Source organism: Pseudomonas sp. B21-032 (genome assembly GCF_024748965.1).
Classification (GTDB): domain Bacteria; phylum Pseudomonadota; class Gammaproteobacteria; order Pseudomonadales; family Pseudomonadaceae; genus Aquipseudomonas.
Genome location: NZ_CP087180.1, coordinates 5,452,650 through 5,473,956 on the forward strand (window position 1 = coordinate 5,452,650; position 21,307 = coordinate 5,473,956).

Below are 21,307 nucleotides of genomic sequence, written 5' to 3' on the forward strand. Positions count from 1 at the left end.
CCCCTAGCATGACCTGCTCACCACCGGGAGACAGGTCATGCAACCCCTCGAACGCCTCGAAGAAATCGACAGCGCCATCCACAGCATCCTCGCCGATACCCCGCAAGGCCCCTACATAAAACTCGGCCAATGGCGCGCCGCCCTGCGTCAGTACTACAACCAGCCCTTTCGCCCCGACAGCCAGCAAAGTCGCCGTGAACGCCTGCGCACACTATGCGCCGGCCAGTGGCAGGCGGAGGCCGACCTGCGCCTGGACGACCAGACCATGAGCCATGCCCAGCATCGCCTGGTCTCACGCATCGTTACCCACCCCAGTGCGGCGTTGCGCCAAGGCCTGCCTCGCGCCGAGCAGGCCCAGATCAAAGCGGTAGTACTAAGCGCCAGCCAGCCCTTCTGGCGCACTCAACTTCGCAGTTGCCTGGTGATCACTGCCGCCGAAACCGAAGATGAGGTGGTGCTGTTCAGCCTGGCGCATGGCTTCGAAGGTTTCAATAACCTACAGGCACTGACAACCGAACTGGCTGAGCGCCTGGACGACGAGGTGCAAGGCGCTGGGCTGCTGGACCTGCTACCGGCAGAACGCCAGCTACAATGCCGCTCGGCGCAGACGATGACTTTGGCGACGCAGGAGCAGGACGTATTCCAGCACTTGCTCGACGCTGTCATCGCCCATCAACGCCGCGCCCTGAAAAACGCCTGGCACGCCGCTGCCGCACCAGGCCCGGCCATCGCCCTGCAGACCCGGCTGGGCAGCGCCGGGAGCCTGGCAACCCGCTACAGCGCACTGCTGGACCGGCATATGCCGCCATGGTTCAGAAGTACCCCGCTTCAAGGCCTGACCCACATGATGCAGTCATTGCAGGAGCTGGCCAGTGCCATCGAACTGGCCAGCGCGCCAGGCCTGCTGACCTTGCAGCAATTCCAGCAGCGCAACACCCTGCTCGACTATTGCCGCGACACCTTGCGCCGGCGACTGCTAAACGATCATGGCCAGGACCTGGACCCGGATAAGGTTCTGGTCAGCACCACGCTGATCCACCAGGGCGGACCGCTGCACATTCCCACCAACCCTGGCAGCAGTGTTCCCGGCAGATCACGGCCTCAAGCCGGCGACATACTGATTCCTGTACGCCGCAAACGCACACTCAGCGAGCTGGCCCTGGAAAATGTCAGCCTGTTCGATGTCGATTACTGGTTGACCGCCCGCATTACCCACAGCGATGGCCGAGCAATACCCTGGCTATCAGCGGGTTACGTCAAACGCATGGTCCGCGACCTAGATGTTGCCGGCAGCTATGAGCAATTCCTGCGCCGGCATTTACTCACTGCATCGGCCTCACACTGGCGCCGCCAGGCCTACCGGGACATCAACCGTGCACGCATGCGCGCCGAAGCGATCAAAGGCCGCTATGCCGGTTATTTTCGCCCCGATCGAGAGGAGCGCGGCTACCGCTGGGCGATGAATGTGATCGACTACCCCGACAGCAGCAACCGCCCGGCTGTGGCAGGACAAAAGCTGGATGTTCAGCAACTGCTGATAGCGGGAGCGACAGCCCAGGGGGTATTGGTAATCAGCCCGCAAGCGACTCAAGGCTTGCCGTCAATACTGCTCTACACCCCCGACGCACCGGACCGTAAACCCTGGCGCGAATTCGATGATCGCAGCCAGTTGTGGCAAGCCCTGCAGCAAAGCCCGAGCCTGCAAGCCTACCTGATCGGTCGTTTGGCCCGGTCAGCACAAACAGCTGCTCGTCACCTGTTTGCAAGTCAGCATAACCAGGGCCAGGTACGATCATTGACGATTACCGCGGACTTTTTTGCCCAGTGTTACCAGGCCGAAGTCCGCCACTTCATCAGCAATGCCGCAGCCCAAGGCACAAGCACCGGACAGCTCGACGCCGAGCAGGTGTGGCAAGGCATATGGCTGATAGTTGACCTGATTACCGTGTTTCTCCCAAGCAGGGTGCAGGTGCCACTGGCCTTTGCTCGCTGCCTGTGGTCGATCTGGGACGGGCTGGAAAGCCTTCCCCAAGCAGATGCAGCGAAAACGCTTGAACACTTCTACGGCGCGCTGTCGCACGCCACCGATGGCCTGGCTCACCTGGGCGGATCGGCCTTGATGCGCCAGACCATGCGCAGGCTTCCAGGACGGGCACCGAAGCTGATAAGCCCGCACCTGGCCACCCAGATCAGCCCCGACAAATTGCGCTATCGCATCGATGGCCACTATCACGAAGGGGTGTATGAACAGGTATCCGACTATCAGGGATTGAGCCAGTACTACATCAAGGATCTGGCCGACCGTTACTACCGGGTAAGCTTCGACGGCAGCCGCTGGCGCATTCAGGACCCGCGCCAACCCGACGCCTACCTGCACCTGCCGATCCGGCGCAATGCCCAAGGCCACTGGGAATACGATGCACCCGTGCGCTGGAGTGAAGGCCTGCCGGATCTGCCCAGGCTGATCGATGACAGTCAGCTTGCAACGCCAATGCTCGCAACCGCGCAAGAAAATGGAATACTCAACAGTGGTGGGCGCTACTACCTGCAGTGGGGAGCCCGGCAACTGGCCGTGGAACCCAGCCTGCTGATGGACCAATACCGGCTGGTACTGCCCGACCATCTAAAGGGCGCAATCCCCACCAGCATCAGCCTGCGTTGGCAAACACCGAACTGGCACATCCGCGTTCGTCAGACGGGACGTGCCAGTGACTGGTTGCCCTTGCCCGAAAACTAGCCTTCGAGCGAAGGCAGTGCAGCGTCCAGACGCTGATGCAGGGCGCTGCTGGCGGGCCAGTTACGCAGCAGCCGCGCGCGGTCGCGGGCAAAGGCCTGGGCGAAGCTCATCTGGGTGGCGTGCTGGCACATGGCATCGAGGTCGATCAGCGACCATTGGCCGTCCTGCCAGAACAGGTTGTGGCCTTTCATGTCGCCATGGCTGATGCGCTCGTGGATCAGTTGCCCAAGCAGCAGTTGCAAGGCCTGCAACTGCTCCTCTGGCACCTCGCCAGACTCGACATAAGGCGCAAAACAGGCCAGCAAGTCCGGGCCATCGGCATACTCGGTAACCAGGTAGGCGCGGCTGCGCAAGCCCATGAAGCGCAGCTCCTGCACCGCCAGCGGCTTGGGCGTGGCAATGCCGAGAAACTCCAGGCGATGCCCTTCGATCCACGAATGCCAGGCCCGGCTCGGACGCCAGAAGCGCTTGAACCAGTGGGCGGTGTTCTTGATGTTGTAGCGCTTGAGCACCAGCGGCCGGCCATCGACCTCGACTTTCGCGACACTGGCAGCGCCGCCGGTCTTGTACAGGTGGCCCTGGTCGATCAGCGCATCGGCCTGCTCCAGCACTGGCAGCATGGCGGCCACTTCAGTGCGGCGGATCGAACGCAGGCCCGACGGGCCGCGCTCGACGCTGAACAGCGTGCACTCGCGCCCGGCCTTGTCGAGGTAGTCCTTCAGGCGCCAGCTGCGCACCTTGTCGATCTGCTTTTGCAGTGCTTCGAGCGGCAAGGCGTGCTCGGCGTTGGCCAGCAGGTAATGCACCAGCAGCTCTTCGATAAAAGGCTCCAGGCGCTTGGGCAACTGGGCGAACAGCACCCCGAGGTTGTGTAGCACTTGTTGGCGCGACAGGGGCTGGCCGAGGGTTTCGGCCTTGATCCCGGCGCCATCGATCAGATACAGCTGGCCGTCGTGACGCAGCAGGTTGTCCAGGTGCAGGTCGTCCTGCCACAGGCCCTTGGCGTGCATCTGCGCCACGGCGGTCAGCGCTTCGCCAAGTACCAGGTGCTGTTCATCGGCCAGCGGCGGCAGGGCTTCGACCTGCGCCCAGGCATCGGCCAGGCTTTGCGCGTTTTCGAGAAACTCGAACAGCAGCCAGCCACCCTCGCCTTCGCGCAAGCCATCGGCCAGCAGCAACGGCGTGGTCAGGCCCTGCGTGGCCAGCAGCCGTGCGCCGTCCAACTCGCGTTGAAAATGCCGGGCGGCGCTGCTGCCAACCAGCAACTTGGCCAACACCGGCTTGCCGCGCCAGATCCCGGCGCCGACGTATCGCTGGCCGGGCAACACCCGCAACAGGCTGAGCAATTGCAGCTCGGCGCTGCCAGCGGCGTCGGCCAGGCTGATGTTCAGTGGCAGGTCCGGGCTGCGCCCGGCATCCTTGAGTTCAGACAAACGCATCAGCGAGCCTCTTTCTCACGGCGGCGGCGCGTCAGGCGCTGCAGCCAGGTATCGACCAGCGGGCTGTCGCTGGGCTGGTCCAGGTAGGACGAGAGCATCACCCGCACTTCGCCTTCGCTCCAGATCGGCGCCCGGCGTAACAGCGGCTCAAGGTCTTTGAGGCGGTCGCGCATGCCCAGCAGCAACGGCCGGGTTTTCTCCAGGTCGATCAGTTGCGCCAACCAGCCGTCGCTGCGGGTGCGCAGGAAGATATGCTTGGGATAAAAGCAGCCATGCACCTGGTTGGCCGCGTGCAGGGTGCGCGCCAGCTGCCCGCAGGCGCGCAGGATGCCCTGGCGCTGGCCGATGTCCAGCTGTGGCCACTGCGCCAGCAGGCTGTCGAGGTCGCTCCAGTCATCCAGGGCGCGGGTCATGAGGATCGCCCGGCGCTCGCCTTCAACCTTGCGCTCGCCGTAATACACCGCCTGCAATGCGGGAATGCCGAGCTTCTGGTAGCGGCTGATATTGCGAAACTCGCGGGCGAAGGTCGGCTCGCCAAACGGCTTGTGCAACGTGCGGGTCAGGTAGTCGCTCTGGCGCTTGAGGTAGTAGCCCTTGCCTTCAAGTTCCAGGCGATAGACGCTGCTCCAGCCGCCACGGCCGGTGTTGGGCTCATCCACCGCATCGAGCTGCAGGGCCCAGAGCTGGTCGAAACCGTTGAGGCCATGGCGCTCTAGCAATGCCTTATCGGCACCGGCAAGAAAATCAGTCATTCGCGTCCCTCGAAAAACGTCACCACATGACGAATGCGGCGCTTGTCCGATTCATTCAGACGCTCGCGCCCGCGGTACTGCAGGTAAAAGCGCAGGCGCTGGGTGTTGGACAAGTGATACTTGGCCACTTTGTCCAGGCACGCCAGGTCTTTGGTGATGCGGTAACGCAGCATGAAGCCCCACCAGAAATCGCCGGTCGGGCAGTCGATGAAGAATAGCGTGGCCTGGTCGTCCACCAGCAGGTTGCGCCACTTCAGGTCGTTATGGGTGAAGTGGTGGTCATGCATGATCCGCGTATGGCGGGCCAGCTGACGGCTGATGTGATCGACCCAGGCGCGATCGGCCAGGCGCGCATCGTTGCGCTCGGCCAGGGCCGAAAGGTCTTCGGTGCGCGGCAGCTCGCGGGTGATCATCGCCCCGCGGCCGAACGCCAGGCCATTGCGCTCATGACCGAAGGCGACCACTTCGGCGGTGGGGATGTCCCACTTGGCGAACTGCTTGAGGTTCTGCCATTCAGCCTTGATCCGCGGGCGCCCGAGGTAGCGGCGCAAGCCTTTGCCGGCGCCGGTATAGCGTTTGACGTAATAGTTGACCCCGTCGCGCTCGACCCGGATCACTTCGCTCAGCGGGTCGTGGGTCAGGCGCTCGCCCTTGAGGGCGAATACCGCGTCGATACTGCCAAAATCCGTTGCCAGGGCCTGATACGCAGGCTCCAGTTTCCAACCCGCCATCAGAGCGCGTCTCCGTACCGTTGTTTACGCTCGTAGAGCTTGCGCGCCTTGCCTTCCAGCCAGGCCAGCAGCCCCGCTTCTTCGGCCAGGATCTGGCGTAGCGGCTGCTGGAAGTAGCCCCGCAAGAAGCGCAACTTGTCGCGCCGGGTCAGGCCGATGTCCAGCGCCGAGAAATACAGCGCGGCCAGGTCCTTGTCACGCCAGCGGCGAGAGATTTTCGCCCGGGTCTGGGCGCGGTGCAGGTCGATGACCGACAACTTGAAGTCATCGGCCGTCACCGGCCGGTCGGTGTGCAGCAAGAAGTGGCAGATGTAGCAGTCACGGTGGTTGACCCCGGCGCGGTGCATCATGCCGGTCATACGCGCCACTTCAGCGATCAGCGCACGCTTGAGGCGTGGCTGCGGCGGTTGCTTGAGCCAGTCGATGCTGAAGTCTTCAAGGCTGACGGTCGGTGCCAGCTCTTCAGTGACGATAAACGAATGCTGGGTCGCCGGGTTGTCGCCACGTTCGCCATAGGCAACCGCGGTCATGGTCGGCACGCCCACCTGGTGCAGGCGCTGGATAGCCTGCCATTCCTGGCCGGCACCGAGCACCGGCAGCTTGGCGGTGAACAGGTTCTTGAAGATCTCGCCCCAGCCGATGCCGCGGTGAATCTTGACGAAATAGCCACGGCCTTCGACCTCGGTGCGCAGGGTACGGCGGCCTTCCAGCTCGCGGTACACCTCGCCCTGCAAGGCCTCGACGGCCTCGAAGGCATCACGCCCGGCCCACAGGCGCTTGAACGGCTCAGCCAATATCAGTTTCATGCGCGCTCCTGCGCCAGGATCACGTCGGCGGCATGCTCGGGCATGCTGTAGAGGTCGGCGGTATCGGCAAATGCCAGGCCATTGCGCGCCCAGTCGGCGCGGGCCGGGCCGTCTTCGAGCATGCGCTGCAGGTAGCGATTAAGCTGCTCCTGCGCGAACGGCTCATCGAGCACCAGGCCGCTGTCGGCCTCGGCGATGTAGTGGGCATAGCCGCACACAGCCGAGACCAGCACCGGCAACCCGGCGACCAGTGCTTCAAGCAGCACGGTGCCGGTGTTTTCGTTGTAGGCCGGGTGAATCAGCAGGTCGGCGCCGAGCAGGAATCGCGGAATATCGCTGCGGCCCTTGAGGAACTGCACCTGCTCGGTCAGGCCGAGGGTCGCGCTTTGCAACTGGAACACCTTGGGGTCGTCCTGGCCGATTACCATCAGCCGCGTGCGCTTGCGCAAGGCCGACGGCAAGGCGGCCAGGGCCTTGAGGCTGCGGTCGACGCCCTTGGTCTTGAAGCCCGAACCGATCTGCACCAGCAGCAGCTGATCGTCTTTCAGGTCGAATTCGCGGCGGAACTCGGCGCGGATCTCGGCGGCATTGGCCGGCGCCCGGCGATCCTGGCTGATGCCGGGTGGCAGCAGGTGGAAGCGCTCGATCGGCGTGTCGTAGTGTTTGATGAACAGCGGCTGCTGGACTTCGGAGATCATCAGGATCTCGGTCTTGGCGTCCTTGGCGAACACCGCCCGCTCGTATTCAGCGAAATGCCGGTAACGGCCCCAACGCCGATACAGCGAATTACGCAGGGTCTGCGCCTTGTCTTCGAAGCAGCCGTCAGCAGCAAAGTAGACATCCAGCCCGGGCATCTTGTTGAAGCCGATCAGGCGATCGACCGGGCGCTTGGCCAGGTCCGCTTGCATCCAGGCGCTGAGCTTCTCGTTACGCCGGTGGTTGAACAGCGCCTTGACCGGCGCCACCAGCACCTCGAAGCCCTCGGGCACGTCACCTTCCCAGATCAGCGTATAGACGCGGATCTGATGACCGCGCCGCTGGCACTCCAGGGCAATGCGCATGAAGTCGCGCTGCAGGCCACCGAAGGGGAAATACTTGTACAGAACAAAAGCCAGTTGCATCAACGAACATCCTCAGCCAGCAGCAACGCGCGCAATTGGCTCGCCACACGCTCGGGATTCAGGCGAGTGAAGCACAGCGGCCACTCGCGTTTGAGATCAAACCGGCGCTGGTCATCAGCGCTCGGCTTGTAGGTACATTTTTTCTGCAGGCACGGCGCGCAGGCAAAATCGCTGGCGATGTGCACCTGGGACTTGCCATAGGCCCCGGTCAGCCCCGGGTTGGTCGGCCCGAACAGCGACAGGGTCGGCACATCCAGCGCCGCCGCCAGGTGACCGAGGCCGGTGTCCACGGCAATGCAGGCCTTGGCCGCCGCCAGCACCCGGGCGACACCCACCAGGTTGAGCTTGGGCAGTACCTGACAGTTGGCCAGGCCCTTGGCGATGCGCTCGGCACGCGCCTGCTCGGCCGGGTTGCCCCACGGCAAGCGTACCTGCAGGCCTTGCTGGCCCAGGCGTTCAGCCAACTGGCGCCAGTAGGCTTCCGGCCAGTGCTTGGTTGCCCAGGTGGTGCCGTGCAGGAACACCACGAACGGCGCCGCCGGCGGCAACTGCAGGCGGTTCAGGTCCAGGCCGTAGTCACCCAGGCCTGCTGGCAGGTTGTAGCCCAGCGCCAGGGCAAACAACTGGCGTACCCGCTCCACCGCATGCTGGCCGCGCTCGACCGACAAACGCCGGTCGTAGAAGCGGCTGGACAGCCCTTCACGGGCCGAGTAACGGTCCATGCCGGCCACCGGCGCCTTGACGTAACGGGTCAGCCAGGCCGACTTGACCAGGCCTTGGGCGTCGATCACCAAATCGTACTTGCGCTCGCGCAGACGCTGCTTGAACTGGCGCCATTCGCCGCTCTTGAAGGTCTGCCAGAGGTTCTTGCGCCAGCGACGGATGGCCACCGGGATGATCGTGTCGACTGCCGGGTGCCAGCTGGGGATCTCGGCGAAGCCTTCTTCCACCACCCAGTCGAAGCGGATGCCGGGGATCGCCCGGGCAGCGTCGGTCAGCGCCGGCAGCGCGTGGATCACATCGCCCAGGGACGAGGTCTTGATCAGCAGTACCCGCACTTAGTCGACCTCGGCCATGACGTCGATCAGGCTCGGGCCGTTCAGGCGCTGCAACGCAGCTTCCACGGCTTCCGGTTCCAGCTGACGCAAGCAGTTGTAATGGCCGAAGCGACAGGTACGGTCGAAGCATGGGCTGCACTCCAGGCCCAGGCGCACCACCTCGACCTGATCGGCCAAAGGTGGGGTAAAGCCCGGCGAAGTAGAGCCGTAGACCGCCACCAGCGGGCGGTTCAGCGCCGCCGCCACGTGCATCAGCCCGGAATCGTTGGACACCACCGCATCGCTGCACGACAGCAGGTCGATGGCCTCGGCCAGCGAGGTTTCGCCGCTGAGGTTGGTTGCTTCTTCACGCAGGCCCGGGATCAGCCGCGCACGAATGGCCTCGCCGACCGCGTGGTCGTTCTTCGAGCCGAACAACCAGACCTGCCAGCCTTCGCGGATCTTGGTCTCGGCGACCTTGGCGTAATGCTCCGACGGCCAGCGCTTGGCTTCGCCGAACTCGGCACCGGGGCACAGTGCCAACACCGGGCGATCCAGGCTCAGGCCGAACTTGGCCAGGGCGGCGTCGCGGCTCGGCGCTTCGATCTGCAGGCTCGGGCGCGGGTACGGCTGCGGCAACTCGGCGCCGGCCGGGTAGGCCAGGGCCATGAAGCGCTCGATCATCAGCGGGTACTTGGCCTTGTCGAGCTTGCGCACGTCGTTGAGCAGGCCGAAACGCAGCTCGCCGCGCCAGCCGGTACGCTTGGGGATGCCGGCAAAGAACGGCACCAGCGCCGATTTCAGCGAGTTGGGCAGCAGGATCGCCTGGTCGTACTGGCCGGCCAGGGACTTGCCGATACGCCGGCGCGTGGCAAGCTCCAGCGCGCCGTGGCCGAGCGGGAAGCTCAAGGCCTGGCGCACTTCAGGCATGCGCTCGAGGATCGGCCGGCTCCACTCGGGCGCCAGCACATCGATCACACATTCCGGGTGACGCTGCTTCAGGCACTGGAACAGGGTCTGCGCCATTACCATGTCGCCCACCCAGCTGGGGCCAATGATCAAAATTCTCATGCTTTATCCAGAAACGATCAGGGAGGCTGCAAACTGTTCGCAAACAGCCTGGCCTCCCCTCTTTATATTCAGGCTATATGTCGACCAGTGTACGCCACTCGGGCTGTACTGTGGTCGTGGCAGGCGTCCTGGTGCCTGAACCGCCTGGCCGATGGCTCAACTCAAACCCAGCTGCGACCAGATCCGCCGCACCTCCTGGCGCTCCTGGACGAACTGCCCGGCATCGATTACCCCGGCCTGCTTTTGCAGAGCCTGGCGGTGCGCGGCGGAACGGAACGCCTTGTACACCTCGCGCAGCAGCACGGCATCGCTGGCGGGCATCAGCCCGGCCTGCTCAAGCTCTTCGAGGATGCGGATGTTGTCGGTCCAGCGCAGCAGTGCCGGATGGTCGTGAGACCAGGCCAAAGCGGCGTATTGCACCATAAATTCGATATCGACGATACCACCGGCATCCTGCTTGATATCGAAGGGCACGCCGGCCTCGAAAGCATTGGCCGCAGTCCCGGCGGCGCTGAGCTTGGTGCCGAGGTTGTCGCGCATCTTGGCGCGCATCTCGCTGACCTCGGCCTGCAGCTTGGGCAGGTCGCGGGCCTGGCCAAGGATGCGCGCGCGCACCGCCTCGAACGCCGTACCCACCTGCGGGCAACCGACCAGCACCCGGGCGCGGACCAGGGCTTGGTGCTCCCAGGTCCAGGCTTCGTTCTGCTGGTAACGCTCGAAGGCGCCCAGGGAGCTGACCAGCAACCCCGACGCACCCGAAGGTCGCAGGCGCATGTCTACGTCGTAGAGTTGCCCGGAGTTGGTCTGGGTGGTCAGCAGGTGAATGATGCGCTGGCCCAGGCGGGTAAAGAACTGCGCGCTGTCGATCGGCTTGGCGCCATCGGTTTCGGCCTGCGGGTCGCCGTCGTGGATGAACACCAGGTCCAGGTCCGAGCCGTGGCCCAGCTCGATGCCGCCAACCTTGCCGTAGCCGACAATAATGAAGCCCGGGTCGCACAGGCTGCCGTCGCTGCGCTTGGGCTGGCCGTGACGGCTGACCGTCTGGCGCCAGGCCAGGGCCAGCACCTGGTTGAGAATCGCCTCGGCCAGCCAGGTCAGGTAGTCGCTGACTTTCATCAGCGGCAGGTTGCCGGCGATTTCTGAAGCGGCCACGCGCAGGCTGTGGGCCAGTTTGAAGTGGCGCAGGGCTTCCATTTGCTGCTCGAGGTCGTCCTCGGGGATGCGCGTCAGCCGCTCGCGCAGCTCGGCGGCCAGTTCCGGGGCCTGCGGCGGGCCGAACAGGCGGCCTTCATTAAGCAGTTCATCGAGCAGCAGCGGGAAGCGGGTGATCTGCTCGGCGATCCATGGGCTGGCGGCGCACAGGGTCAGCAGACGGCGCAGGGCGCCGGGGTTTTCGGTGAGCAGCACCAGGTAGGCCGAACGCCGGGCTACCGCTTCGACCAGCGGCAACACCCGTTCCAGCACCAGGTCCGGGTCGGCGTGCTCCACCGCCTGGGCCAGCAGGCGCGGAATAAAGGCATCCAGACGTTCACGCCCCAGGCGCTGCATGGCCCGCAACTGCGGGCTGACACGCAAGCCGGCGAGTTGCTTGAGGGCTTTTTGCGGGTCGGCAAAACCGGCGTCCTGCAGCTGACGGCAGGCGGCCTCTTCATTCTGGGCTTCTTCCCACAGCGGCAGCCATTCGCCGCCGACGATCACTTCGCCTTCTTCATTCTCGTCTTCGTCCGGGTCGGCAATCACCTGGCGAAAGTGCCAGTCGATGCGCCCACGCCAGTGCATCAGTTGCGCATGGAAGCTCGGCCAGTCGGCAAAGCCAAGCATGAAGGCGATGCGCGCGCGGTCCAGCTCATCGTCTGGGAGCATCTGGGTCTGGCGGTCGGCAATCGCCTGGATCGCGTGTTCGGTGTAACGCAGGAATTCATAGCCTTCGCGCAGCTCGGCAATCACCGCCGGCGGCAGGTAACCCTGGCCTTCGAGGGTCGACAGCACTTTGAGCAACGGCCGCTGCTGCAGGCTCAGGTCGCGCCCGCCGTGAATCAACTGGAAGGCCTGGGCAATAAATTCGACTTCGCGGATGCCGCCGGCACCCAGCTTGATATTCTCGGCCATGCCCTTGCGCCGCACTTCCTGCTGGATGAGCTGCTTCATGGTGCGCAACGCTTCGATCGCCGAGAAATCCAGGTAACGCCGGTAAACGAAGGGCCGCAGCAGGTCCAGCAACTGCGCGCCGGCCACCTGGTCACCGGCCACCACCCGCGCCTTGATCATCGCGTAGCGTTCCCAGTCGCGGCCCTGGTCCTGGTAGTACTGCTCCAGAGCATTGAAGCTGAGCACCAGAGCGCCGGCCGAGCCGTACGGGCGCAGGCGCATGTCGACCCGAAATACAAAGCCGTCGACGGTGATCGGGTCCAGGGCCTTGATCAGGCGCTGGCCCAGGCGGGTGAAGAACTCCTGGTTGTCCAGCGAGCGCTTGACCCCTTCGGTTTCGCCGCCTTCGGGGAAGGCGAAGATCAGGTCGATGTCCGACGACAGGTTCAACTCCACCGCGCCGAGCTTGCCCATGCCCAGCACCACCATGTGCTGCGGCTCACCGCTGCGATGGCCGATCGGCGTGCCGAACTGCTGGCAATGGCGCGGGTACAGCCAGTTGTAGGCCTGGTCTATACAGGCGTCGGCAAGGTCGGACAGGTCGCGGCAGGTCTGCACCAGGTCGGCCTGGCGAGTCAGGTCGCGCCAGATGATCCGCACCTGCTGGCGGCTGCGCTGGCGGCGCAGGTTGCGCGCCAGTTCGTCCTCGCTCTCGGCGGCCTGGCTGGCGGCAGCGATCTGCGCGCACAACTGGCCCGCGGCAAAGGCCCGGTCGAGTTCGCCACTGGCGGCCAGATCGACCAGCATCGCCGGGTCGCGCAGCACCTGTTCAAGGGCAAAATCACTGGCCGCAGTCACCCGGGCGAACTGCGCCCAGCGTTCGGCGTTCCAGTCAGCAACGGTCAGTTCAGGCTGCAGGGCGACAGCCGCACGAAACGATTGCTCGTTACGGCTGACCAAGGCAGTGAGGGTGGCCGGCAGTTCGGCCAGCAAAGGCAGGCTCATGGTCTATCCTTGATCGGCGAGAAAAGATTGGCGAGTGGGAGCGGGCTTGCCCCGCGATTGGGCTTTTTCAGGAAAATCGCTTCGCGGGGCAAGCCCGCTCCTACCGACCACTGCTGGACTGTCGTACAAAAGTTAGAAATAGCTGTAAAAACTGATTTTCTGGCAGAAACCATCGCAGCAAACCTTTTCTTAACTTGTTTTTAACCACCGGTATCGATTTTTCCCACAACCCGAACTGCGGCCACGAGCCATTTTTGTGTAGTTTTACTACTGCCCGATCACTTCAAAAGCATGAAATGGTGATTCATTTGTAGTAAAACTACACAACGCCGGTACACTCTCCGGTAATCCAAGAATTTTATGTCGTCTGCCCAAAAGGCCAGTCGCAAACTCAGGCAACCGATTCTGGAAGCCTTTCCGCCCTGGAGCAAGCCATGCAAGACCTCGATCCCGTCGAAACCCAGGAATGGCTGGACGCCCTGGAGTCGGTTCTCGACAAAGAAGGCGAAGACCGCGCTCACTACCTGATGACCCGTATGGGCGAGCTGGCCACCCGTAGTGGCTCTCAGCTGCCATATGCCATCACCACGCCATACCGCAACACCATCCCCGTTACCCACGAAGCACGCATGCCTGGCGACCTGTTCATGGAACGCCGCATTCGCTCGTTGGTCCGTTGGAACGCGCTGGCCATGGTGATGCGCACCAACCTGAAAGACTCGGACCTGGGCGGCCACATTTCGAGCTTCGCCTCCAGTGCCACCCTGTACGACATCGGCTTCAACTACTTCTTCCAGGCTCCGACCGAAGAACACGGCGGCGACCTGATCTTCTTCCAGGGCCACGCCTCGCCTGGCGTCTACGCCCGCGCCTTCATGGAAGGCCGCATCAGCGAAGACCAGATGAACAACTTCCGCCAGGAAGTCGATGGCAAGGGCCTGTCTTCGTACCCGCACCCATGGCTGATGCCTGACTTCTGGCAGTTCCCGACCGTTTCCATGGGTCTGGGCCCGATCCAGGCGATCTACCAGGCACGCTTCATGAAGTACCTGGAAAGCCGCGGCTACATCCCTGCAGGCAAGCAGAAAGTCTGGTGCTTCATGGGCGACGGCGAGTGCGACGAGCCGGAATCCCTGGGCGCAATCTCGCTGGCTGGCCGCGAGAAGCTCGACAACCTGATCTTCGTCATCAACTGCAACCTGCAGCGCCTCGACGGCCCGGTTCGCGGCAACGGCAAGATCATCCAGGAACTCGAAGGCGTGTTCCGTGGTGGTGGCTGGAACGTCAACAAAGTGGTCTGGGGCCGTTTCTGGGACCCACTGCTGGCCAAGGACGTCGACGGTATCCTGCAGCGTCGCATGGACGAAGTCATCGACGGCGAGTACCAGAACTACAAGGCCAAGGACGGCGCGTTCGTCCGTGAGCACTTCTTCAACACCCCAGAACTCAAGGCCATGGTCGCCGACCTGTCCGACGACGAGATCTGGAAGCTCAACCGTGGCGGCCACGACCCGTACAAGGTCTATGCGGCCTACCACCAGGCGGTCAACCACAAAGAGCAACCGACCGTCATCCTGGCCAAGACCATCAAGGGTTACGGCACCGGTGCTGGCGAAGCCAAGAACACCGCGCACAACACCAAGAAGGTCGACGTCGACAGCCTGCGTCACTTCCGCGATCGTTTCGACATCCCGGTCAAGGACGAAGAGCTGGAAAACCTGCCGTTCTTCAAGCCTGAAGAAGGCAGCGCCGAAGCCCGTTACCTGGCCGAGCGCCGCAGCGCCCTGGGTGGCTTCGTGCCGCAGCGCCGCGCCAAGAGCTTCAGCATCCCGACCCCGCCACTGGAAACCCTGAAGGCGATCCTCGACGGCTCGGGCGACCGTGAAATCTCCACCACCATGGCCTTCGTGCGGATCCTCGCGCAACTGGTCAAGGACAAGGAAATCGGCCAGCGCATCGTCCCGATCATCCCGGACGAAGCCCGTACCTTCGGTATGGAAGGCATGTTCCGCCAGCTGGGCATCTACTCGTCCGTCGGCCAGCTCTACGAGCCAGTCGATAAAGACCAGGTGATGTTCTACCGCGAAGACAAAAAGGGCCAGATCCTCGAAGAAGGCATCAACGAAGCAGGCGCCATGTCCTCCTTCATCGCTGCGGGTACTTCGTACTCGAACCACAACCAGCCGATGCTGCCGTTCTACATCTTCTACTCGATGTTCGGCTTCCAGCGTATCGGCGACCTGGCCTGGGCCGCTGGCGACAGCCGCACCCGCGGCTTCCTGATCGGCGGTACCGCCGGCCGTACCACCCTCAACGGTGAAGGCCTGCAGCACGAAGACGGTCACAGCCACATGCTGGCCGCGACCATCCCGAACTGCCGCACCTATGATCCGACCTACGGCTACGAGCTGGCGGTGATCATCCAGGACGGCATGAAGAAGATGACCGAAGAGCAACAGGACGTCTTCTACTACATCACCGTGATGAACGAGTCCTACCAGCAGCCAGCCATCCCGGCCGGTGTCGAGGAAGGCATCATCAAGGGCATGTACCTGCTCGAGGAAGACACCCGCGAAGCGGCGCACCACGTTCAGTTGCTGGGCTCCGGCACCATCCTGCGTGAAGTTCGCGAAGCGGCGAAGATCCTGCGTGAAGAGTTCAACGTTGGCGCCGACGTCTGGAGCGTTACCAGCTTCAACGAACTGCGTCGCGACGGCCTGGCCGTAGAGCGCAGCAACCGCCTCAAGCCTGGTCAGAAACCTCAGGTTACCTACGTCGAAGAGTGCCTGGCTGGCCGTAAGGGCCCGGTCATTGCCTCCACCGACTACATGAAGCTGTTCGCCGAGCAGATTCGCCAGTGGGTTCCGAGCAAAGAGTTCAAAGTCCTGGGTACCGATGGCTTCGGTCGCAGCGACAGCCGCAAGAAGCTGCGTCACTTCTTCGAAGTCGACCGCCACTTCGTGGTGCTGGCTGCCCTGGAAGCCTTGGCTGACCGTGGCGATATCGAACCGAAGGTCGTGGCTGAAGCCATCACCAAGTTCGGCATCGACCCGGACAAACGCAACCCACTGGACTGCTGAGGAGTATTTTTAAGTGAGCGAACTCATTCGCGTACCTGACATCGGCAGCGGTGAAGGTGAAGTCATCGAGCTGTTCGTCAAAGTTGGCGACCGTATCGAAGCCGACCAGAGCATCCTGACCCTGGAATCGGACAAGGCGAGCATGGAAATCCCTGCTCCCAAGGCCGGCGTGGTCAAGAGCCTGAAGGTCAAGCTGGGCGACCGTCTGAAAGAAGGCGACGAACTGCTGGAGCTGGAAGTCGAGGGCGCCGCTGCTGCGGCCCCGGCGGCTGCCGCCCCTGCCGCAGCGCCTGCTGGCGAAGAAAAACCTGCTGCTGCCCCGGCCCCAGCGGCCCCGGCCGCAGCACCGGCTGCCGCAACCGTCCAGGACATTCATGTTCCGGACATCGGCTCCTCGGGCAAGGCCAAGATCATCGAGCTGCTGGTCAAGGTCGGCGACAGCGTCGAAGCCGACCAGTCGCTGATCACCCTGGAATCGGACAAAGCCTCGATGGAAATCCCGTCGCCGGCTGCCGGCGTGGTGGAAAGCATCGGCGTCAAGCTTGAAGACGAAGTCGGCACTGGCGACTTCATCCTCAAGCTCAAGGTCCAGGGCGCTGCTGCCCCGGCGCCAGCGCCTGCCGCTGCTGCCCCGGCCGCCAAGGCTGAAGCCGCACCTGCTGCTGCACCTGCTCCGGCTGCCAAAGCCGAGGCCGCAGCGGCGCCTGCCGCTGCCCCTGCACCAAGCGGTGCCAAGGTTCACGCCGGCCCTGCCGTGCGTCAGCTGGCCCGTGAGTTCGGCGTCGAACTGAGCGCGGTTGCCGCCAGCGGCCCGCACGGTCGTGTGCTCAAGGAAGACGTGCAGGTTTACGTCAAGGCCATGATGCAGAAGGCCAAGGAAGCTCCAGCCGCCGGTGCCACCGGTGGTGCTGGCATCCCGCCGATCCCGGAAGTCGATTTCAGCCGCTTCGGCGAAATCGAAGAAGTGCCGATGACCCGCCTGATGCAAGTTGGTGCCACCAACCTGCACCGCAGCTGGCTGAACGTGCCACACGTGACCCAGTTCGACAGCGCCGACATCACCGAGCTGGAAGCTTTCCGCGTAGCCCAGAAGGCCGTGGCCGAGAAGGCTGGCGTCAAGCTGACCGTGCTGCCACTGCTGCTCAAGGCGTGCGCGCACCTGCTCAAGGAACTGCCGGACTTCAACAGCTCGCTGGCCCCTAGCGGCAAGGCGATCATCCGCAAGAAGTACGTCAACGTCGGCTTCGCGGTGGATACCCCGGACGGCCTGCTGGTTCCTGTGATCAAGAACGTCGACCAGAAGAGCCTGCTGCAACTGGCTGGCGAAGCGGCGGCCCTGGCAGAAAAAGCCCGGACCAAGAAGCTTTCGGCCGACGACATGCAAGGCGCCTGCTTCACCATTTCCAGCCTCGGCCACATTGGCGGCACCGGCTTTACGCCGATCGTCAACGCGCCGGAAGTGGCGATCCTCGGTGTCTCCAAGGCAACCATCCAGCCAGTCTGGGACGGTAAAGCCTTCCAGCCGAAGCTGATGCTGCCGCTGTCGCTGTCCTACGATCACCGCGTGATCAACGGTGCTGCTGCTGCGCGCTTCACCAAGCGCCTGGGCGACCTGCTGACCGACATCCGCACCATGCTGTTGTAATTGCTGTTTCCTGTCTCCCCTGCCGGGGAGACAGGCTCCCTTTTCGAGCTGCCACGCTCGTACCTCAACCCCGTCATTTTGGCGGGGCTTTTTTTATCTGCTGGAAAGGTCCTGTGGAAGTGGGCTGAGCCCGCGATGCGCTGTGTCCGACTTAAGATTCCTACGCCAATGCCGACACAGTTAGTACGGAGGTCTCTGTATCGCTTGTCAGCCTCAAGCGCATGATGCAACCTTGCCGACACGCGTAGTAGCAGATTGCTCTATTTGCGCGAACAGCCTTCTTGAAGCGAGCTCTCGATGAAAAGCCAACCTGATGCCGCCAGCCGTATGGTGGCCGAGGTCGTGACGCAGTTGCCCGTGCCCTCGCGGCTCGGGATGCTGCGTTTCGAGCGGCTGAACGAGGCGAGCTGGGCGCTGCTCTATCTGGACCCTGGTTGCGAACGGCAATTTGGCCTGGCCGCCGTCGAACTCTGCGCCCTGGTCGGCTCGCCCTACGCCAGCCTGATGGAGCCCGAAGCGCGCTACAAACTGCACGACGCCATCCAGCTGCAACTGGCCCAGCGCCCGCATTACCTGGTGCGCTACACCCTGCACACCGGCCAGGGCCCGCTGCACCTGCTGGAGCTGGGCGAAGCCTACAAGCAGCACAACCGCCAGCTGCTGCGCGGTTACCTGATGGTCCTCGACAGCCAGCCGGGAGATACCCCGGACCTGTCGGCCGCCGACCTCGAGACCCGCAACAGTCGCCTGCAGATCGCCCTGCAGCTCAACCAGCGCGCCCAGCAGGAACAGCTCGAGCACCTGGAGCGGGTGCGCGCCCAGCAGGACCTGATCCTGCACCTGGCGCGCCATCGCTACAGCGCCAGCAACTCGCTGCTCGAAGCCGCCGAGCTGATCACCCGCAGTGCCTGCGAGATCTACAAGATCGACTGCGCAAGCATCTGGTACCTGGAAGAGCAGCAACTGCAGCCGATTTCGGCGTTCTACCGTTCGACCCAGGAATACCGCCTGCCCGAGCCCATCGACGCCAGCCGCTTTCCCGACTACCTTGAAGCGCTGCACACCAGCCGCGCCATCGACGCCCACAACGCCACCCACGACCCGCGCACCCGCGACATGGCCGAGAGCCTGCGCCCACGCGATATCAACGCCATGCTCGATGCCAGTATCCGCATCGATGGCCAGGTGGTCGGGGTGCTGTGCCTGGAGCAGACCGGCTCGGCGCGGGCCTGGCAAACCGATGAGATCGCCTTTGCCGGCGAGTTGGCCGACCAGTTCGCCCAGGTCATCAACAACCACAACCGGCGCACCGCGACCAATGCCCTGCACCTGTTCCAGCGCGCCGTCGAGCAAAGCGCCAACGCCTTCTTGCTGGTCAACCGCGACGGTGTGGTCGAGTACGTCAACCCAAGCTTTACCGCCATCACCCAGTACAGCACCGATGAAGTCCACGGCCACCGCCTGTCGGAGCTGCCGGCGCTGGAAAACCTCAGCGAGCTGCTGTTCGACGCGCCGTCGAGCCTGGCCATGGGCAACAGCTGGCAAGGCGAGTTCAAGAGCCGGCGCAAGAACCTCGAGCCCTACTGGGGCCAGCTGTCGATTTCCAAGGTGTTCGGCGACAATCGCGAACTGACCCACTATATCGGCATCTACGAAGACATCACCCAGAGCAAGCTGGCCCAGCAGCGCATCGAGCGCCTGGCCTACACCGACAACCTGACCAGCCTAGGCAACCGCCCGGCGTTCATCCGCAACCTCGACGAGCGCTTCGCCCGTGACAGCGACAGCCCGATCAGCCTGCTGCTGGTGGACATCGACAACTTCAAGCGGATCAACGACAGCCTCGGCCACCAGACCGGCGACAAGCTGCTGATCAGCCTGGCCCGGCGCCTGCGCAACAGCCTGAGCCCCGGCGGCAGTCTGGCGCGCTTTGCCAGTAACGAATTCGCCGTGCTGCTCGAAGACACCGACCTTGAAAGCGGCCAGCAGGTGGCCCAGCAACTGCTGCGCACCCTCGACAAACCGATGTTCGTCGACAACCAGCTGATCAACGTCACCGGCTCCGTGGGCCTGGCCTGCGCGCCGCTGCACGGGCGCGACCCGCAGACGCTGATGAAGAACGCAGGCCTTGCCCTGCACAAGGCCAAAGCCAACGGCAAGCACCAGGTCCAGGTGTTCACCGAAGCGCTCAATGCCGAGGCCAGCTACAAGCTGTTCGTCGAGAACAACCTGCGCCGCGCCCTGACCCAGAACGAGCTGGACGTGTTCTACCAGCCCAAGCTGTGCCTGCGCAGCGGCCGCCTGCTGGGCCTGGAAGCGCTGCTGCGCTGGAACCACCCGGAAAAGGGCATGATTCGCCCCGACCAGTTCATCAGCGTCGCCGAAGAGACCGGGCTGATCATCCCCATCGGCAAGTGGATCGCCCGCCAGGCCTGCCGCATGAGCCAGACGCTGCGCCTGGAGGGCCTGGGCAACCTGCAGGTGGCGATCAACCTCTCGCCCAAGCAGTTTTCCGACCCGGACCTGGTCGCCTCGATCGCCAATATCCTCAAGGAAGAAGCCCTGCCCCCGCACCTGCTGGAGCTGGAGCTGACCGAGGGCCTGCTGCTGGAAGCCACCGAAGACACTCACCGCCAGCTCGACCAGCTCAAGCAACTGGGCCTGACCCTGGCCATGGACGACTTTGGCACCGGCTATTCGTCGTTGAGCTACCTGAAGAAATTCCCGATCGACATCATCAAGATCGATCGCAGCTTCATCCACGAAATCCCCGACAACCAAGACGACATGGAGATTACCTCGGCGGTGGTGGCCATGGCCCACAACCTCAAGCTCAAGGTGGTGGCCGAAGGCATCGAGACCGCCGAGCAGCTGGCCTTCCTGCGTCGCCACCGCTGCGATGTCGGCCAGGGCTACCTGTTCGACCGGCCGATTCCGGGCAGCGAGCTGATCACCAAACTCAAACGCTATCCGCGTGGCCCTATCGCCTGACAGCGGCGTTTGTCTCGGGCAATATAGGTTCATTCGGGTCCCATCGCGGGCCAAGCCCGCTCCCACAGTGGGAGCGGGCTTGACCCGCGATGGGACCAGCCTTGCCTACCCCAATCAGCAGAGGAACGATCATGGTCCTGCGCTCGGAGATTCTGGTGAACAAAAACGTCCTGCCCACTGCCGAACAGGCCTTGCCTGGCCGCGAAACCCCGATGACCCTGCCCGAGAAGCATTTTGTCTTCAAGGACACCCCGCTGCTCGGCCCGTTCTTCGAAGGCGCCATCGACTTCGCAATCTTTGGCCTGGGCTGCTTCTGGGGGGCCGAGCGGCGCTTCTGGCAGCGTGAAGGCGTGGTCAGCACCGTGGTCGGCTATGCCGGCGGTTTCACTCCCAACCCGACCTACGAAGAAGTCTGCTCGGGCCTGACCGGCCACACCGAAGTGGTGCTGGTGGTGTTCGACAAGGACAAAGTCAGCTACCAAGAGCTGCTGGCGATGTTCTGGGAACTGCACAACCCGACCCAGGGCATGCGCCAGGGCAACGACATCGGCACCCAGTACCGCTCGGTAATCTACTGCACCAGCCCCCAGCAACTGGACGAGGCACTGGCCAGCAAGCAGGCCTACCAGGCCGAACTGAGCAAAGCCGGTTTCGGCGAGATCACCACCGAGATCGAGCAGGCGCCGACCGTGTACTTTGCCGAGGCCTACCACCAGCAGTATCTGGCCAAGAACCCCGACGGCTACTGCGGCATCGGCGGTACCGGTGTCTGCCTGCCACCGAGCCTGCAAGGCAACTGAGGGA

The 21,307-nt window shown here is 63.6% G+C and carries 13 protein-coding genes; 5 read left to right on the top strand and 8 right to left on the bottom strand.

Going from position 1 to position 21,307, the window contains the following annotated elements; genetic code table 11:
* Positions 1-37 precede the first annotated feature (37 nt).
* Complete coding sequence (locus LOY54_RS25265; protein WP_258608362.1) at positions 38-2,737, top strand: dermonecrotic toxin domain-containing protein; 2,700 nt, start codon at positions 38-40, stop codon at positions 2,735-2,737.
* Here LOY54_RS25265 and LOY54_RS25270 read toward each other — a convergent pair.
* The 8 genes from LOY54_RS25270 to glnE all read right to left on the bottom strand — a co-directional run bounded on the left by LOY54_RS25270 (position 2,734) and on the right by glnE (position 12,787).
* Positions 2,734-4,176, bottom strand: a complete 1,443-nt coding sequence (locus LOY54_RS25270; protein WP_258608364.1) for a lipopolysaccharide kinase InaA family protein — start codon at positions 4,174-4,176, stop codon at positions 2,734-2,736. The two genes, LOY54_RS25265 and LOY54_RS25270, sit on opposite strands and share 4 nt — an antisense overlap.
* Positions 4,176-4,928, bottom strand: coding sequence for a lipopolysaccharide kinase InaA family protein (locus tag LOY54_RS25275; protein ID WP_258608366.1), 753 nt, complete (start codon positions 4,926-4,928; stop codon positions 4,176-4,178). Before LOY54_RS25275 ends, LOY54_RS25270 begins: the two co-directional genes overlap by 1 nt.
* On the bottom strand, positions 4,925-5,659 hold the full coding sequence (locus tag LOY54_RS25280) for a lipopolysaccharide kinase InaA family protein (protein WP_045199173.1): 735 nt from the start codon (positions 5,657-5,659) through the stop codon (positions 4,925-4,927). The genes LOY54_RS25275 and LOY54_RS25280 overlap by 4 nt, the downstream gene beginning before the upstream one ends.
* Positions 5,659-6,465: a lipopolysaccharide core heptose(I) kinase RfaP gene (rfaP, locus tag LOY54_RS25285; RefSeq protein ID WP_045199171.1), complete on the bottom strand. Its 807-nt coding sequence runs from the start codon at positions 6,463-6,465 to the stop codon at positions 5,659-5,661. The genes LOY54_RS25280 and rfaP overlap by 1 nt, the downstream gene beginning before the upstream one ends.
* A complete protein-coding gene (locus LOY54_RS25290) occupies positions 6,462-7,586 on the bottom strand; it encodes a glycosyltransferase family 4 protein (protein WP_258608368.1) in 1,125 nt (374 codons plus the stop codon). The genes rfaP and LOY54_RS25290 overlap by 4 nt, the downstream gene beginning before the upstream one ends.
* Complete coding sequence (gene waaC, locus LOY54_RS25295) at positions 7,586-8,644, bottom strand: lipopolysaccharide heptosyltransferase I (protein ID WP_045199168.1); 1,059 nt, start codon at positions 8,642-8,644, stop codon at positions 7,586-7,588. The genes LOY54_RS25290 and waaC overlap by 1 nt, the downstream gene beginning before the upstream one ends.
* Entirely contained in the window at positions 8,645-9,694 is a 1,050-nt protein-coding gene (gene waaF, locus LOY54_RS25300; RefSeq protein ID WP_045199166.1) for a lipopolysaccharide heptosyltransferase II, read from the bottom strand.
* 156 nt (positions 9,695-9,850) lie between these two features.
* Positions 9,851-12,787 (bottom strand): bifunctional [glutamate--ammonia ligase]-adenylyl-L-tyrosine phosphorylase/[glutamate--ammonia-ligase] adenylyltransferase, encoded by a 2,937-nt coding sequence (gene glnE / locus LOY54_RS25305; RefSeq protein ID WP_258608370.1) that lies wholly within the window; start codon positions 12,785-12,787, stop codon positions 9,851-9,853.
* Between the two features lie 434 nt (positions 12,788-13,221).
* Here glnE and aceE point away from each other — a divergent pair, with 434 nt between their 5' ends.
* The 4 genes from aceE to msrA all read left to right on the top strand — a co-directional run bounded on the left by aceE (position 13,222) and on the right by msrA (position 21,303).
* A complete protein-coding gene (aceE, locus tag LOY54_RS25310) occupies positions 13,222-15,867 on the top strand; it encodes a pyruvate dehydrogenase (acetyl-transferring), homodimeric type (RefSeq protein ID WP_045199161.1) in 2,646 nt (881 codons plus the stop codon).
* Positions 15,868-15,880: 13 nt separating this feature from the next.
* On the top strand, positions 15,881-17,512 hold the full coding sequence (gene aceF, locus LOY54_RS25315) for a dihydrolipoyllysine-residue acetyltransferase (RefSeq protein WP_093378794.1): 1,632 nt from the start codon (positions 15,881-15,883) through the stop codon (positions 17,510-17,512).
* Positions 17,513-17,809: 297 nt separating this feature from the next.
* Positions 17,810-20,503: a bifunctional diguanylate cyclase/phosphodiesterase gene (locus LOY54_RS25320; protein WP_045199157.1), complete on the top strand. Its 2,694-nt coding sequence runs from the start codon at positions 17,810-17,812 to the stop codon at positions 20,501-20,503.
* A 131-nt stretch (positions 20,504-20,634) separates the two neighbouring features.
* Entirely contained in the window at positions 20,635-21,303 is a 669-nt protein-coding gene (msrA, locus tag LOY54_RS25325; RefSeq protein ID WP_093378790.1) for a peptide-methionine (S)-S-oxide reductase MsrA, read from the top strand.
* The last annotated feature ends 4 nt before the right edge of the window (positions 21,304-21,307 follow it).